This window comes from Nocardia sp. NPDC005978, assembly GCF_040614455.1.
Taxonomy (GTDB): Bacteria; Actinomycetota; Actinomycetes; order Mycobacteriales; family Mycobacteriaceae; genus Nocardia.
This window is the reverse complement of record NZ_JBEXUS010000098.1, coordinates 1-12,986: the sequence shown is the minus strand read 5'-3', so window position 1 is coordinate 12,986 and position 12,986 is coordinate 1. Positions and strand designations below refer to the sequence as shown.

Here is a 12,986-nt window from a genome sequence, read left to right as displayed (position 1 = left end):
CCCCGCCCCCGAAGCGAAGCGAGCCCCCCGTATTCCGTATCGGGTAGTTCCACCTGTCAGTTCGCGGCCCGTCTCGTTCTGGACTGAGTGGAGCGGGGGAGCGAAGCGGAGGAGCGGAGGGAGGGAAGAACGAGACTTCAGGGGCCGCGAACCCGCCGGAGCGAAGCGGAGGCAGACAACCCAGTATCGTGGGGTCAATCATGCTTGTATTGGCTGTCGACACCTCGACTCCTGCCGTTACGGCGGGACTGGTGGAACTGGAACCGGCGGACGGCGGGGCTTCCGCACCTCGAATCACCACGATCGCCTCCAGGGTGACCGTGGACGCACGCGCGCACAACGAGGTGCTGACCCCGCAGATCCTGGCCTGCCTGGCCGAATCCGGGCGGGCCAGAGCCGATATCGCGGCGGTCGTCGCCGGGGTCGGCCCGGGACCGTTCACCGGGCTGCGGGTGGGTATGGCCACCGCGGCCGCGTTCGGCGACGCGCTGGGCGTGCCGGTGTACGGGGTGTGCAGCCTCGACGCCATCGCCGTCGACACCGAAAGTGATCTGCGCGACCGCACCGAACCCGTCGAACTGCTGGTCGTCACCGACGCCCGGCGTCGCGAGGTGTACTGGGCGCGCTACAACGCCACCGGCCGCATCGAGGGTCCGGAGGTGAGCAAGCCCGCCGATCTGGACCCGGGCACCGCGACCGTCATCGCCGGTTCGGCCTCGCACGTGGACTATTTCGATCTGCCGGTGCTGCCGGTCGAGACGCCGTCCCCGGCCGGGCTGGTGCGCTGCGCCGCCGCCGATCTGCTCGCCGGCGTCACCCCCGAACCGCTGGTGCCGCTGTACCTGCGCCGTCCCGACGCGGTCGAACGCAGCTACGCCCAGGTGGGCCGATGACCATCCGCATCGGGCCGATGCGGCCGAGCGATGCCGCGCGCTGCGCGCAGCTCGAAACCGTGCTGTTCCCCGAGGACGATCCCTGGCACGAGGTGTCGTTCCTGTCGGAGCTGGCCGGGCCGCACAACCGCTACATCACCGCGCGCGACGCCGACAACCGATTGGTCGGCTACGCCGGGATCGCGTTGCTCGGCACCCCAGAACATCCCGAGGCCGAAATCCACACCATCGGCGTGGATCCGCGGGTCCACCGCGGCGGCGTCGGCACCCAGCTGCTCAACGCGCTGCTGGCCGCGGCCGGGCGGCGCGGCGGACCGGTGTTCCTCGAAGTGCGCACCGACAATGCGCCCGCCATCGCGATGTACGAGAAGCACGGCTTCCACATCATCGGCCTGCGCAAGAACTACTACCAGCCCAGCGGCGCGGACGCGTACACCATGCGCCGACCCGCCCTGGCCGGATTCCCGCAGGGCGCCGCGGCTTTCGCGTCGGAGACGACCGGCGCGACGCTCCCGCACGACACCGAGGTCACGTCATGATCGTCATGGGTATCGAGAGTTCCTGCGACGAGACCGGGGTCGGCATCGTCCGGTACCTGCCGGACGGCACGTGCGAACTGCTCGCCGACGAGGTCGCCTCGAGCGTCGATCAGCACGCTCGCTTCGGCGGCGTGGTTCCGGAGATCGCCTCGCGCGCCCACCTGGAATCCATCGTCCCGGCCATGCGCCGCGCGCTCGCGGCGGCCGACATCGAACGACCGGACGCGCTGGCCGTCACCATCGGGCCCGGGCTGGCCGGTGCGCTGCTGGTCGGGGTCGCGGCGGCGAAAGCCTATGCGGCGGCCTGGGATATCCCGTTCTACGCGCTCAATCACCTCGGCGGGCACGTCGCGGTCGACACCCTCGAACACGGGCCGATGCCGCCCGCGGTCGCGCTGCTGGTGTCCGGCGGCCACACCCATCTGCTGCACGTGACCGATCTCGGGCAGCCGATCGTCGAACTCGGCAGCACCATCGACGACGCCGCCGGCGAGGCGTTCGACAAGGTGGCGCGCCTGCTCGGACTCGGTTACCCGGGCGGACCGGTACTGGACGCCATTGCCGCCGAAGGCGATCCGGCCGCCATCGCGTTCCCGCGCGGCATGACCGGTCCCCGCGACGCGCGCTACGACTTCTCCTTCTCCGGGCTCAAGACCGCGGTGGCGCGCTATGTCGAAGCCGCCCAGCGCGAGGGCCGCGAGGTGCCGATCCCGGATATCGCCGCGTCCTTCCAGGAGGCGGTCGCGGATGTGCTGACGATGAAGGCCGTGCGCGCGGCCGAGGACGTCGGCGTCGACACCATCGTGCTCGGCGGCGGCGCGACCGCGAACTCCCGCATCCGCTCGATGGCTCAGGAACGGTGCGCCGCGGCCGGTCTCACCCTGCGCGTCCCCAAGCCCCGGCTCTGCACCGACAACGGCGTCATGATCGCCACCCTCGGCGCGCACGTGATCGCGGGCGGTGCGAAGCCGTCCGCGCTGACCGTGGCCACGGATCCCGGCCTGCCGGTGTCGACCAGCCAGCTCTGAATCCGGCGCAGGTCCTTTCGCGCGTTCATCCCCGATCCGCGCAGGAGGCCGGGGAGATGTGCGCGACGGACAGCACCGCGCAGACGATCCCGTGGTCGTGTGAACCGGCCGGCTCCACCGGCGGGGCGGTCGACAACACCGACAGCGCCAACCCGACCGCCGCGACGGCCCCCGCCGCCACGTCCCTGATCCGCATCACGCCACCTCACTCCTCGGGACCGTTCCCGCCGGTGACGCTAGCCATCCCCGCCCCGCCCCCGTAGCCGGAACTTCCCCCGCCCCGGAAACCGTGGGCCGCCGACGGCCGGTGTCGGAGAGATCTCGGGTCTGTTGACGGTGCCCGCGCGCTACGCGACTTGTGTTCGGCGAGTCATGGTTTGGCGCGCCGAGGGTGCGGCGTGTGGGGTAACGGGCGGGGAGTGGCGGCGTATTGCCTGGATATGAACACCGTGTGGGGGACGGGAGCCGGGCAGGGGCCGGGGGCGGGTGCAGCCGTGCGGGGTGAAGGGGATCGAGTGTCCGGCGGTCACGGTAGCGCGGGCGCGGCCAGGCAGGGTGCGGCAGAGTGGATGTGCTGCAAGAGGTTTCGTGCGGCTCTCGGGACGGCGCGGCCGAACGGGAACTTGCGGGGCGGGGGATCGAGCCTGCGACCGGGGCCGGTGGGCGCCGGGAGGTTCGGGGAGGTCGGCGGCGTTCGAGGGGTGGCTCGGGAGCGCGGCCGGAAGCCGGGGGCGACTGCGGGTGGGTCGCGGGTGGGTCGGTCAGTCGGTCGGACGGGCCGAGGTGGTGCTTGCGCCTGCGCCGGAACCGGAATCGCGGCGCGGGGTGGTGGTGGCGGGGGCGCTCGGGTCGGGGGTCGTGCCGGGCGTGGTGGTGCCCAGCAGGGGGCCGAGGATGCGCGGTAGGTCGGCGGGGAACGGGATCTGGGGCAGGCCGGGATCCGGGCGCAGGGGCGGCTGCTGAATCGTGGTCACGGTGGTGCCGGGGCCGCTCGTGCCGGCCGGACCGGTGGTGGTGATCGGCGGCGTGGTCGTGCGGCGGGCGGTCTCGCGACTCTGGCCCGTGGTGGTGTGCTGATGGCGGGGCCGACGCCCGCGCCGGTGCTGGGCACGGTCGACGAGACCGGCTGCTGCACACCGGTGGTGGTGGGCGAGTAGTTCGTGCCCTGCGGCTCGGGCACCAGTTCCTTCACGCCGTAGCCGATGATCAGCCCGACCACCACGATGGCGCCGGCCAGCGTGCCCGCGAGTTTGGTGAAGGTGCCGATCGGGGCGTCGGCGCCGCGGCTGATGACCGGGAACGCGGTGGGCGTGGCCGAATCGGCGGTGAGGGCGGCGCCTTTGGCGATGACCGATTCCGGTTCGGGCACGGTGAATACCGGAACATCGAGCCGGCGTTCGAGATTGGCCACCACCGCGGGGGTGTTCGCCCCGCCGCCGATGACCGCGACCGCCTCCGGGAACTTCGGCGCGCGGGCGAAGACCCCGCGGGCGAAGGACGAGAGCTCGCGTAGCAGGTCGGCGACCAACTCGTCGAAATCCACCCGGGTGAGCTTGAGCGGCTGCCCGGCCACGTGGTCGATGGTGACCGCGGGCGCGATGGACAGGTGCTCCTTGGCCGCGCGGCTGCGGTTGAGCAGCATGCCGCGATTGGGGCGGGTGCCCCGGCGCGCCAGGTGGCAATCCATGAGGTGCTGCAGGATCAATTCGTCGACCGCGTTGCCGCTGACGGTCGCGGTGCGCTCGGAGCGCAGCACGGTGTCGTCGGCGTGATCGGCGACGGTGACCGTGGATCCGGAGGCGCCCATGTCGAGCAACGCGACGGTCTCGTATCTGTCCAGCAAACCGGTGTGCCGCAGGAAGGCCAGGGCCGCTGTGCTTTCCGGAATCAGTCGCACCTCGCGACGTTGCCGGCCGATAGCTGAGCGGATGATCTGGGCCTGTTCCCGGTCCCGGTACGCCACGGCGATGTCGCCGGGCGGGCCCGCCTCCGAATCCTGCTGTGCCGCGACCTGACCGGGGTGCGTGCCGACCGGATGCACTGTCTCGCGCGGGATCTGGGTGGTCATCAGCTCGATGGACGAGGCCACCAGATCGCCGAGGTCCGAATGCGCCGTATCGGCGGTGACGACCCGGTAGTCGAAGTTCTGGGCGCCGTTGGGTGCGGTGGTGACCGTGGCCGAGCACACCACTTCGCTCCCGGCGGAGATGCCGAGGGATGTTCGCATGTTCACCTCCCTTCGAGCGGATGGTCCGGGTGTAGACGACCATCTCGAACGGACTCTGGAACCGCCCCGCGGATGGCGGGTGATCCCGAGCTACGGATCCGGCCGGGCCCCTGTCCGATGGGGCGTCGGGACCAGCCAGCGATCACTTGCGGTAAGGCTCTCGTCTCAGCGCTGTGCGGAAACTCCCGCGCAGTGGGGTTCAGCAACTGTGGGATGAAGCAACTGTGTAACTGTTCGGCGACGGCGTGACGGAGATGGACGGGGGTCGGCAGCCCTGTCACGCGGCCGTCGTCAATGGTGTCACAATCCGTTATCCGAACGTTACAGATTTTCGTTTTTCTTTGGAAGCCCTCAGATTTTCCGGCCGTTCGCTCCGGCGAGTCGGGGTTATCCGTCTCAGCTGCGGATAACCCTGCCTTGAGCGCTGGCACTCACGTGTATAGAGTGCTAGTTGGCTCCCGGTCAGTGCTCCCGGACGCCAGTTTCCGACTACTGGGCAGTGGTCCCGGCTCCCGCGACGACGGGGCTTGTGCGCAGCAGGTCGGAACCTAAGACCGAAACCGTGAGTCCGGGGAACCGCCCCGGGCGCGAAGACCCCTGAAAAGTGGAGGGCTCAACGTGGCGAGCGTGAACATCAAGCCGCTCGAGGACAAGATCCTCGTCCAGGCCAACGAGGCCGAGACGACGACCGCCTCCGGCCTGGTCATCCCCGACACGGCGAAGGAGAAGCCCCAGGAGGGCACCGTCATCGCCGTGGGTCCCGGCCGCTGGGACGATGAGGGCGAGAAGCGGATTCCGCTGGACGTCAAGGAAGGCGACGTCGTCATCTACAGCAAGTACGGCGGCACCGAGATCAAGTACGGCGGCGGCGAGTACCTGATCCTGTCGGCGCGCGACCTGCTGGCCGTCGTCACCAAGTAGGAACGACCGAACTCCCGGACCCGAGAGCCGGCCCTGTCCCCCCAAATTGGGTGGGTGGGTGCGCCGTCTCGAAACGCCCGCAACGGGTGAACGGGGCACCACCGCCCCGCGGGTTCCCGAGGTTTCCGCCCCGGTGTCGTCGCTGTCAACAGCTCCGGCCCCGGGGCGGTTCGCGTTTGCCCCCCAACTCATTTTCAGGAGCAGGTACACATGCCAAAGCAGATCGAATTCGACGAGAAGGCTCGTCGCGCGATGGAGCGCGGCGTCGACAAGCTCGCCGACGCCGTGAAGGTCACCCTGGGCCCGCGTGGCCGGCACGTCGTGCTGGCCAAGGCTTTCGGCGGCCCGACCGTCACCAATGACGGCGTGACCATCGCCCGCGACATCGATCTCGAGGATCCGTTCGAGAACCTGGGCGCGCAGCTGGTCAAGAGCGTCGCCACCAAGACCAACGACGTCGCCGGCGACGGCACCACCACCGCCACCGTGCTGGCCCAGGCCCTCATCAAGGGCGGCCTGAAGAACATCGCCGCGGGCGCCAACCCCATGACCCTGGGCAAGGGCATGAACAAGGCCGCCGACGCGATCACCGCCGCCCTGCAGGCCGCCGCGACCCCGGTCGACGGCGAGAAGGCCATCGCCCAGGTCGCCACCGTGTCCTCGCGCGACGAGGAGATCGGCGAGCTGGTCGGCAAGGCGCTCACCACCGTCGGCAAGGACGGCGTGGTCACCATCGAGGAGTCCTCCTCGACCCAGACCGAGCTGGCCATCACCGAGGGCGTGCAGTTCGACAAGGGCTACCAGTCCCCGTACTTCGTCACCGATCCGGAGACGCAGCAGGCCGTTCTCGAGGACGCCTGGATCCTGCTGAACCGCGAGAAGATCAGCTCGCTGCCCGATCTTCTCCCGCTGCTGGAGAAGATCGCGGAGTCCGGCAAGCCGGTCGTCATCATCGCCGAGGACATCGAGGGCGAGGCGCTGTCCACCCTGGTGGTCAACGCGATCCGCAAGACCCTCAAGGCCGTTGCCGTCAAGGCCCCGTTCTTCGGCGACCGCCGCAAGGCGTTCCTGGACGACCTGGCCATCGTCACCGGCGGCACCGTGATCAACCCGGACCTGGGCATCACGCTGCGCGAGGCCGGCCTGGACGTGCTGGGCAAGGCCCGTCGCGTGGTGGTCACCAAGGACGAGACCACCATCGTCGAGGGCGCGGGCACCCAGGACGAGATCAACGCGCGGGTTTCCCAGCTGCGCAAGGAGATCGAGAACACCGACTCCGACTGGGACCGCGAGAAGCTGGAAGAGCGCCTCGCCAAGCTGGCCGGCGGCGTCGCGGTCATCAAGGTCGGCGCGGCCACCGAGACCGAGCTCAAGGAGCGCAAGTACCGCGTCGAGGACGCGGTCGCCTCGGCCAAGGCCGCGGTCGCCGAGGGCATCGTCCCCGGCGGCGGCACCGCCCTGGTGCAGGCCGCCGCGACCCTGGGCGCGCTGAAGGATTCGCTCTCGGGCGACGAGGCGGTCGGCGTCGAGGTCGTGCGGCAGGCGCTGCTGGCCCCGCTGTACTGGATCGCCACCAACGCGGGCGTGGACGGCGCGGTCGTGGTCGCCAAGGTCACCGAGGGCAAGGACGGCTTCAACGCCGCCACCCTGGCCTACGGCGACCTGGTCGCCGACGGCGTCATCGACCCGGTCAAGGTGACCCGTTCCGCGGTCGAGAACGCCATCTCGGTGGCGCGCATGGTGCTCACCACCGAGAGCGCCATCGTGGAGAAGCCGGCCGAGGAGCCGGCCGACGCGCACCACGGCCACTCGCACTGAGTGTGAGGACCGCTCGGCGCTCGTGAGTCGCTGAACTGAACGTCGAAGCCCCCGGACAGGAGATCTGTCCGGGGGCTTCGACGTGTTCGGGAGTTGCCGGGCGGGGTTCACGGTCGAGCTGTCCGGAATGCGGCGCGTCCGGCTCCGCTGGGCCGCGGTACGGCCTGCCGCCGGAGTGGTTGTGTCTCAGCCGTACCCGGCCCGGGGTTCGGGCCGTCGCGGATTTCGGTCAGGGCCACTTGACGCCGAGGGGGAGCGTCGGTGCCCGGAAACCGTTGTGCGCGCGAGCGATCCCCGTGTGTGGAGCGGCACCCCGCGTCCCGCGAACGGGATTCCCGCGGGGCCGGAGCCCGATCGCACAGAAGGGACTGGGCGGATGCCCTGAACGGCGGATATGCGAAAGCGGCTCAGTCGTGAACGGCTGGGCTGCGCCCGTTTCCGGAATGGAGCGTGGAGCGGTCGTGGTGGAACTCTGTCGCCGGCGCCTGGTCTGCTGCTACTGCGGCGAGCACGCGATCGCGCAGGGCGGGCGGCGGTGGTGTGGCCACCGCGCTCGCGTATGCGGCGAGGGCGTCTCGGGTGTGCTGCACTTCCTGGGTGAAGCTCGCGCGCAGTACCGGATCGTCGGTATCCAATAGTTCCCGCACCGCGCGCTGATCTTCGTCGCCGATCGATCCCAGCGCGACAGTGTGCGCGAGATCGATCTGGCTTTCGTTCATCTCACGTCACTCCCAAACTTTTCTTGAGTCGTGTCAGTCCGTCCCGTATACGGGACTTAACGGTAGGTAACCCTACGCCGAGGTACGCCGCTACCTCCGCATATGTGCGCCCGCCGAAGTAGGCGAGCGAGATGGCCTCGCGCTGCGTCTCGGTCAGGGTCGCCAGACCCTGCAGCACCGCCTGCTGTTCGAGCCGCCGGCCGACCTCTTCGGTCACTTCATCGAATTCGTGCCCGAGAGTGCTGGTGCCATAGGCGACTTCGCGCAACGCGTGGGCTTGTTCGGCACGTACCCGATCGACCGCGCGCCGGTGGGCGAGGGTCATGAGCCAGGTGACAGCGGACCCCTTGGCCGGATCGAAATTGGCTGCGGTGCGCCATATCTGGAGGTAGACCTCCTGGGTGGTCTCCTCCGCATAGCCCGGATCGTGTAGCACCCGGAGAACCAGCCCGAAGACTCGCGCGCTGGTGCGGTCGTAGAGCTCGGCGAATGCCGGCTCGTCGGACTGCCCACAGCGCTGGAGAAGCGCGGCTAGTTCGAGGCTTTCGGCTGCGCGCGCCGTCATCGCAGAGTCCGTCGGTGTCTCCACCTTCTCGTTCCCCGAACTCTGGAACGAGTCGCCCTCTGCGGCCGGCGGCCGCGCTGTCACAACGCTCCGTTCTGTGTCATCGGCCACGAGGGTAGCGTGCCGCTATGACCTCCTTCCGCGTGGGGGTATCGGCAAAACGATTGTCGTACAGCGGTTTTCCGTTTTGTACCGACTTGTCCAAACCGGTGTGAAATGAAGACACGCCGTGACACGCCGGAGCTCCGGCGAATCGCCGGGGCTCTGCCGTCTGCAACCGGTTTTGCGCTCCGCAGTGGCCGGTTGTTTGCTAGACATTCGGCGCGCCGTGCCGCGCGGATGGGAAGGTTTCTGAACTCACACCTGCTGTGGTCAGCGGCAACGTGGCCACTCGCCCCGCTCGTATCGCTGATGCTCAGGAGTCACACGCGTGCTCCCGGGCGATTCTCCCGGAGTGTCAGGCGACCGCCCGGCGGCGGTTGCGGCGCGCGTGCATCTCGCGCTCGGTTTCGGACATCCCGCCCCAGATTCCATAGGGCTCGCTGACCTTCAGGGCGTGCGAACGGCACTGCAGCAGGACGGGGCAGGCGCGGCAGACTTCCTTGGCGCGCATCTCGCGCTGAGCCCGGGCTCGGCCGCGTTCGCCATCCGGGTGGAAGAACACCGAAGAGTCCTGTCCGCGGCAGGACCCGCGCATCTGCCAATCCCAGACATCGGCGTTCGGACCAGGGAGGTGGGTCGGCATCGGCATGGTGAACTCCTCTTGGTGCGAGCTCGTCGGCATTGTCGAGCAGTGCTGGTGGCAAACGGTGAGCCGCATCGCCGGGTCCCGGCGATCACGCTCCGCCGGTGCCGCAATTTCACACGGCGCCGACGGCGGCGATGTCGTACGTTAGGTCGGACAATGAATTCCAGTCAATAGACAGTTCCACGCTGATCCAAATACCTGCGCATTAGAGAATTAACACCATTGCTATTTACAAGTAGGGCCGACTGTGGTGATACTGATCGGTTGGCCAGGAGGGTGCTGGCTCTCTGATAGCCCATCCGACTTGTTGAAACTGCTGGTGGAGACTGGTTTTCGCGCTCGAATGGGATCAATGCCGGCTATGCGTGAGTGGTGATCACCGTGATCTCAGCCATTGCCCCGCCGGCCGTGAGTGGGGTAGAGATGGCCACCTCGAGGCCGTCAGGTTAATAGCGCGAAACGGCGCACGAATTTCTTGTGCGCGTGCTAGGCGATAGCGAGCGCAGTTTTACGGAGTGGAAACACAATGCCGCTTTCGAATGCTGCGAGGTAGCTGAGGTTCTGTGCTATGTCGGGGCATGCTCGGCCGATAGCACTGGTTACAGTGCGGCGGTGCCTGTGCTCGAAATGAACTCGCTCCCGGCCGCCGTCGCGTTCGGCGCCGATCCCGGTCGCGCTGCTGCCGGATTGCCGTCTCCGGGCGACGCCACCGAAAGTTGGCTGCGCGCGGTCGCACTCGGCGGGGTCGGGCATTACGCCGCGGCCCGGACCGAGCTGCGGCGCGCCGCGCTCGGCACCGTCGATCCGGTGTTGCTCTCACTCGTGCACAGCACCCGGGGCTCCCTGCTGCGCCAGCTCGGCTGGCATGCCCGCGCCGCCGTCGCGGACGGGCGGGCCGCGGCCCTCGTGCTGCCGTCCGCCCCCTTTGCCGGGAGTGTCGCGATAGCTGCGGAGTCGGATCCGGCCCGCGCGCAAGCGGTTTGCGACGCGTTGACGGGTTTGGCCGCCGATGCGCTCGGCACCGCACGGCCCGAGCTCGCGGCCCGGCTGCTGAACCGTTGCCATCACTACCTCGGCGCCGCGCCCGCGGATCCCGATCCGCTGTGGCGGCAGCGCATCCGGCTGCACTGGGTGGCTGCCGAGACGGCGCTGTGCGCCCCCGGCTCCGGATTGATCGCCACGCCCGGACCGAGCGGTTTCGTTCCGGGCCCGGCCGGTCCCGCGGACCGGTCCGGCGAACCGGCCCGCGCGCATGCCGAAGTGGCTCTGGCACTGGCCGTGAACTCGCCGTCGGTGCGGCACCGAGTCAAATCCCGGCTACTGGTGGCCGCCGCCTCGGCCGCGGCCGGCGACCTCGAGCGGTCCCGGCGGCTGGCGGCCGAAGTGTCCACGGCGGCGCGCGAATTCGAGCTGCTGCCGCTGCGGTGGGCCTGCGCCATGTTGCGCTCGGGGGTGGACCCGGCCGCGGGCGCGGCCGCCGAGGCCGACGAGTGCGCGCGTTTGCTGGCTGCTCGCGGAGGGCGATTGCGTTCGGCCGCCGACCTTCTCGATCGCCCCTGAAGTTGCTCCGGGACCACCCTGAGAAGCCCCGGAGACTGACCCCGTAACAGCTGGTGCGGATGCGGTAGCCGCTATTGTTGGACCGTTCCGCCCCTCCGCGGAAGCACCGCTGCGCCATCCACGGTGCCACTCGTAACGCCAGGAACAGCTCTGACGATGAACAACGCGGGTGAGGAGTTGGACCCAGCAGTCGTCGCTGCCGCAGCGCAGGGCGACCGGTCCGCTCTAGCCCAGGTACTGGAGAGCATCCGCCCCCTCGTGGTGCGGTATTGCCGTGCGCGCATCGGGTCGGCCGAACGAGGTCAACTCTCCGCGGACGACGTCGCGCAGGAGGTTTGTCTGGCCGTCATGACAGCCCTGCCGCGTTATCAGGATCAGGGCAGACCGTTCATGGCTTTCGTCTATGGCATCGCTTCCCACAAAGTCGCTGACGCTCATCGCAACGCCGCCCGTAACAAGGCGGACGCCATGGCCGAAGTACCGGATGTCATATCCACCGACCAGGGGCCGGAGCAGCGAGCTCTCGAATCCGAAACAAGCAGGCAGATGAACAGTCTGCTCGCAACGCTTCCGGAGAAACATCGAGAAATCCTGATCCTCCGCCTGGTTATGGGTTTGTCAGCCGAAGAAACAGCAGTCGCCGTGGGCAGTACGGCGGGTGCTATACGAGTCGCCCAGCACAGGGCACTCGCGAAACTCAAGACTCAAGTGGCGAGGGCAGGTGAAATGTATGGCTAGGGATGGCGAGCGCGGTCGGGGCGACGGCAAGCGGCTTGGATCGCAGAACAGCGGTCCCTACGCCGAGGCGTCCGGTGATTCCGGTCCGGTGGATATCGCGGCGGTTCGCCGCGATGATGCGCTGATCGATGCCATCTCCGGCGACGGTCCCGTGCAAACGGGGACCTCGGACGAGTACCAGCTCGCGGCGTTGCTCGCGAACTGGCGCGCCGAGATCCTCGAGGAGCCGATGCCGGCCGGTCCGGATCTCGACACCATTGTCGCGGCGGTTAATCAGGAGATCGGTGCGCGAGACGCGCGGATCGGCGCTCAGGCGGGACGCGGCCGACTACGGCTCGTGCGCCCCCTGTTCGGCGCCGCGGCCGCGCTGGCGCTGGTGTTCGGCGGTCTGACCGCCTTCTCGTACAGTGCCGAACCCGGTGATCCGCTGTGGCGGGTCAAGGAGGTCGTGTTCAGCGAGCAGGCCCAGACCACCGTGGTGGCTCGTGCGGACAGTGATCTGGCCGAGGCGCAGTTGCTCATCAGCCAGAATCGCCCCGAGGAAGCCAAGGCCGTCATGGAGCGGGCCTCGGCGAACGCGGGTCAGGTCAACGACTCCGGTAAGAAGGACGATCTGCTCGATCGCTGGCAGCAGCTGTACACCCAGCTGCACGATATCGCGCCGACGATCGCCAGCTCCCTCGTGCCGGTGCCGACCACCTCCGCGGTCAAGCCGACCGGTAATCCGGCGATCAGCACGACCCCGGACGCCTCGGTGCTCGGCACCACCGCGCCGAACACCTCCGGTGGTGGCGAGGATCCCACGACGGTCGACCCGCGCGGCATCGATACCTTGCCGGGTACCGTGCCGCCCACGGGTGGCCCGGTCACCCCGTTGCCCGAGACCCCCGGTCCGAGCACGGTGCCCACGCAGCCGTCGGTGGATTCGCCTCCGCCGTCCACGGTTCCGGGCACCGGCGGGACCACAGCTCCGGCGTCGCTGCCCGAACCGGGCGGCACCGTGCCGCCCGGCGGGCCGGTGACGGCGCCCTCGGTCGAGCAGCCCGCGCCGGCGCCGGTGGTACCGCCGCAGAACACGCTGCCGAGTGCCGGTGGTGGTTTGCCGAATGTGCCGTCGGTGCCGGGTGCGGGTGCGCGGTGACATGATCGGCCGCCAACGCGTCCTGCGCGACGCCGGGAACTTCGCCAGCGTCGCGGACTACGAACGAGCACGCGAACAAGGCGCCGGGC

The 12,986-nt window shown here is 69.1% G+C and carries 14 protein-coding genes; 8 read left to right on the top strand and 6 right to left on the bottom strand.

What is annotated here, in order from left to right:
* Window positions 1-200 precede the first annotated feature (200 nt).
* Genes tsaB through tsaD form a run of 3 tightly spaced genes read left to right on the top strand, consistent with a single transcriptional unit; the run spans window position 201 to window position 2,460 of the window.
* Window positions 201-893, top strand: a complete 693-nt coding sequence (gene tsaB / locus ABZ319_RS31535) for a tRNA (adenosine(37)-N6)-threonylcarbamoyltransferase complex dimerization subunit type 1 TsaB (RefSeq protein WP_354990172.1) — start codon at window positions 201-203, stop codon at window positions 891-893.
* Window positions 890-1,432: a ribosomal protein S18-alanine N-acetyltransferase gene (gene rimI, locus ABZ319_RS31530; protein WP_354990171.1), complete on the top strand. Its 543-nt coding sequence runs from the start codon at window positions 890-892 to the stop codon at window positions 1,430-1,432. Before tsaB ends, rimI begins: the two co-directional genes overlap by 4 nt.
* Complete coding sequence (tsaD, locus tag ABZ319_RS31525) at window positions 1,429-2,460, top strand: tRNA (adenosine(37)-N6)-threonylcarbamoyltransferase complex transferase subunit TsaD (RefSeq protein ID WP_354990170.1); 1,032 nt, start codon at window positions 1,429-1,431, stop codon at window positions 2,458-2,460. The genes rimI and tsaD overlap by 4 nt, the downstream gene beginning before the upstream one ends.
* Window positions 2,461-2,485: 25 nt before the next feature.
* Here tsaD and ABZ319_RS31520 read toward each other — a convergent pair whose 3' ends face one another.
* The 3 genes from ABZ319_RS31520 to ABZ319_RS31510 form a co-directional block, all read right to left on the bottom strand.
* Complete coding sequence (locus tag ABZ319_RS31520) at window positions 2,486-2,656, bottom strand: hypothetical protein (RefSeq protein WP_354990169.1); 171 nt, start codon at window positions 2,654-2,656, stop codon at window positions 2,486-2,488.
* 565 nt (window positions 2,657-3,221) lie between these two features.
* Window positions 3,222-3,434, bottom strand: coding sequence for a hypothetical protein (locus ABZ319_RS31515; RefSeq protein WP_354990168.1), 213 nt, complete (start codon window positions 3,432-3,434; stop codon window positions 3,222-3,224).
* Entirely contained in the window at window positions 3,431-4,687 is a 1,257-nt protein-coding gene (locus tag ABZ319_RS31510) for an Hsp70 family protein (RefSeq protein ID WP_354990167.1), read from the bottom strand. The genes ABZ319_RS31515 and ABZ319_RS31510 overlap by 4 nt, the downstream gene beginning before the upstream one ends.
* 618 nt (window positions 4,688-5,305) lie before the next feature.
* Between ABZ319_RS31510 and groES the strand changes: the two genes are divergently transcribed.
* Together groES and groL are read left to right on the top strand one after the other, a co-directional pair.
* Window positions 5,306-5,608 (top strand): co-chaperone GroES, encoded by a 303-nt coding sequence (groES, locus tag ABZ319_RS31505; protein WP_354990166.1) that lies wholly within the window; start codon window positions 5,306-5,308, stop codon window positions 5,606-5,608.
* 210 nt (window positions 5,609-5,818) lie between these two features.
* Entirely contained in the window at window positions 5,819-7,426 is a 1,608-nt protein-coding gene (groL, locus tag ABZ319_RS31500; protein ID WP_354990165.1) for a chaperonin GroEL, read from the top strand.
* 407 nt (window positions 7,427-7,833) lie between these two features.
* Here the strand turns inward: groL and ABZ319_RS31495 are convergent, their stop codons facing one another.
* The 3 genes from ABZ319_RS31495 to ABZ319_RS31485 all read right to left on the bottom strand — a co-directional run bounded on the left by ABZ319_RS31495 (window position 7,834) and on the right by ABZ319_RS31485 (window position 9,461).
* Window positions 7,834-8,145: a hypothetical protein gene (locus tag ABZ319_RS31495; protein ID WP_354990164.1), complete on the bottom strand. Its 312-nt coding sequence runs from the start codon at window positions 8,143-8,145 to the stop codon at window positions 7,834-7,836.
* Window position 8,146: 1 nt separating this feature from the next.
* Complete coding sequence (locus ABZ319_RS31490; protein WP_354990187.1) at window positions 8,147-8,710, bottom strand: sigma-70 family RNA polymerase sigma factor; 564 nt, start codon at window positions 8,708-8,710, stop codon at window positions 8,147-8,149.
* 457 nt (window positions 8,711-9,167) lie between these two features.
* Entirely contained in the window at window positions 9,168-9,461 is a 294-nt protein-coding gene (locus ABZ319_RS31485) for a WhiB family transcriptional regulator (protein WP_153805677.1), read from the bottom strand.
* A 609-nt stretch (window positions 9,462-10,070) separates the two neighbouring features.
* Here ABZ319_RS31485 and ABZ319_RS31480 point away from each other — a divergent pair.
* From ABZ319_RS31480 to ABZ319_RS31470, 3 genes are all read left to right on the top strand, one after another.
* Window positions 10,071-11,018: a hypothetical protein gene (locus ABZ319_RS31480; RefSeq protein ID WP_354990163.1), complete on the top strand. Its 948-nt coding sequence runs from the start codon at window positions 10,071-10,073 to the stop codon at window positions 11,016-11,018.
* A gap of 156 nt (window positions 11,019-11,174) precedes the next feature.
* Window positions 11,175-11,756 (top strand): sigma-70 family RNA polymerase sigma factor, encoded by a 582-nt coding sequence (locus tag ABZ319_RS31475; RefSeq protein WP_354990162.1) that lies wholly within the window; start codon window positions 11,175-11,177, stop codon window positions 11,754-11,756.
* On the top strand, window positions 11,749-12,897 hold the full coding sequence (locus ABZ319_RS31470) for an anti-sigma-D factor RsdA (protein ID WP_354990161.1): 1,149 nt from the start codon (window positions 11,749-11,751) through the stop codon (window positions 12,895-12,897). The genes ABZ319_RS31475 and ABZ319_RS31470 overlap by 8 nt, the downstream gene beginning before the upstream one ends.
* Window positions 12,898-12,986: the final 89 nt, after the last annotated feature.

Coding starts and splice junctions, on each gene's coding strand:
- rimI (WP_354990171.1), top strand. CDS start 890: ATGACCATCCGCATCGGGCCGATGCGGCCGAGCGATGCCGCGCGCTGC.
- ABZ319_RS31485 (WP_153805677.1), bottom strand. CDS start 9,461: ATGCCGATGCCGACCCACCTCCCTGGTCCGAACGCCGATGTCTGGGAT.
- tsaD (WP_354990170.1), top strand. CDS start 1,429: ATGATCGTCATGGGTATCGAGAGTTCCTGCGACGAGACCGGGGTCGGC.
- tsaB (WP_354990172.1), top strand. CDS start 201: ATGCTTGTATTGGCTGTCGACACCTCGACTCCTGCCGTTACGGCGGGA.
- groL (WP_354990165.1), top strand. CDS start 5,819: ATGCCAAAGCAGATCGAATTCGACGAGAAGGCTCGTCGCGCGATGGAG.
- ABZ319_RS31510 (WP_354990167.1), bottom strand. CDS start 4,687: ATGCGAACATCCCTCGGCATCTCCGCCGGGAGCGAAGTGGTGTGCTCG.
- ABZ319_RS31470 (WP_354990161.1), top strand. CDS start 11,749: ATGGCTAGGGATGGCGAGCGCGGTCGGGGCGACGGCAAGCGGCTTGGA.
- ABZ319_RS31490 (WP_354990187.1), bottom strand. CDS start 8,710: ATGACGGCGCGCGCAGCCGAAAGCCTCGAACTAGCCGCGCTTCTCCAG.
- ABZ319_RS31475 (WP_354990162.1), top strand. CDS start 11,175: ATGAACAACGCGGGTGAGGAGTTGGACCCAGCAGTCGTCGCTGCCGCA.
- ABZ319_RS31495 (WP_354990164.1), bottom strand. CDS start 8,145: ATGAACGAAAGCCAGATCGATCTCGCGCACACTGTCGCGCTGGGATCG.
- ABZ319_RS31520 (WP_354990169.1), bottom strand. CDS start 2,656: ATGCGGATCAGGGACGTGGCGGCGGGGGCCGTCGCGGCGGTCGGGTTG.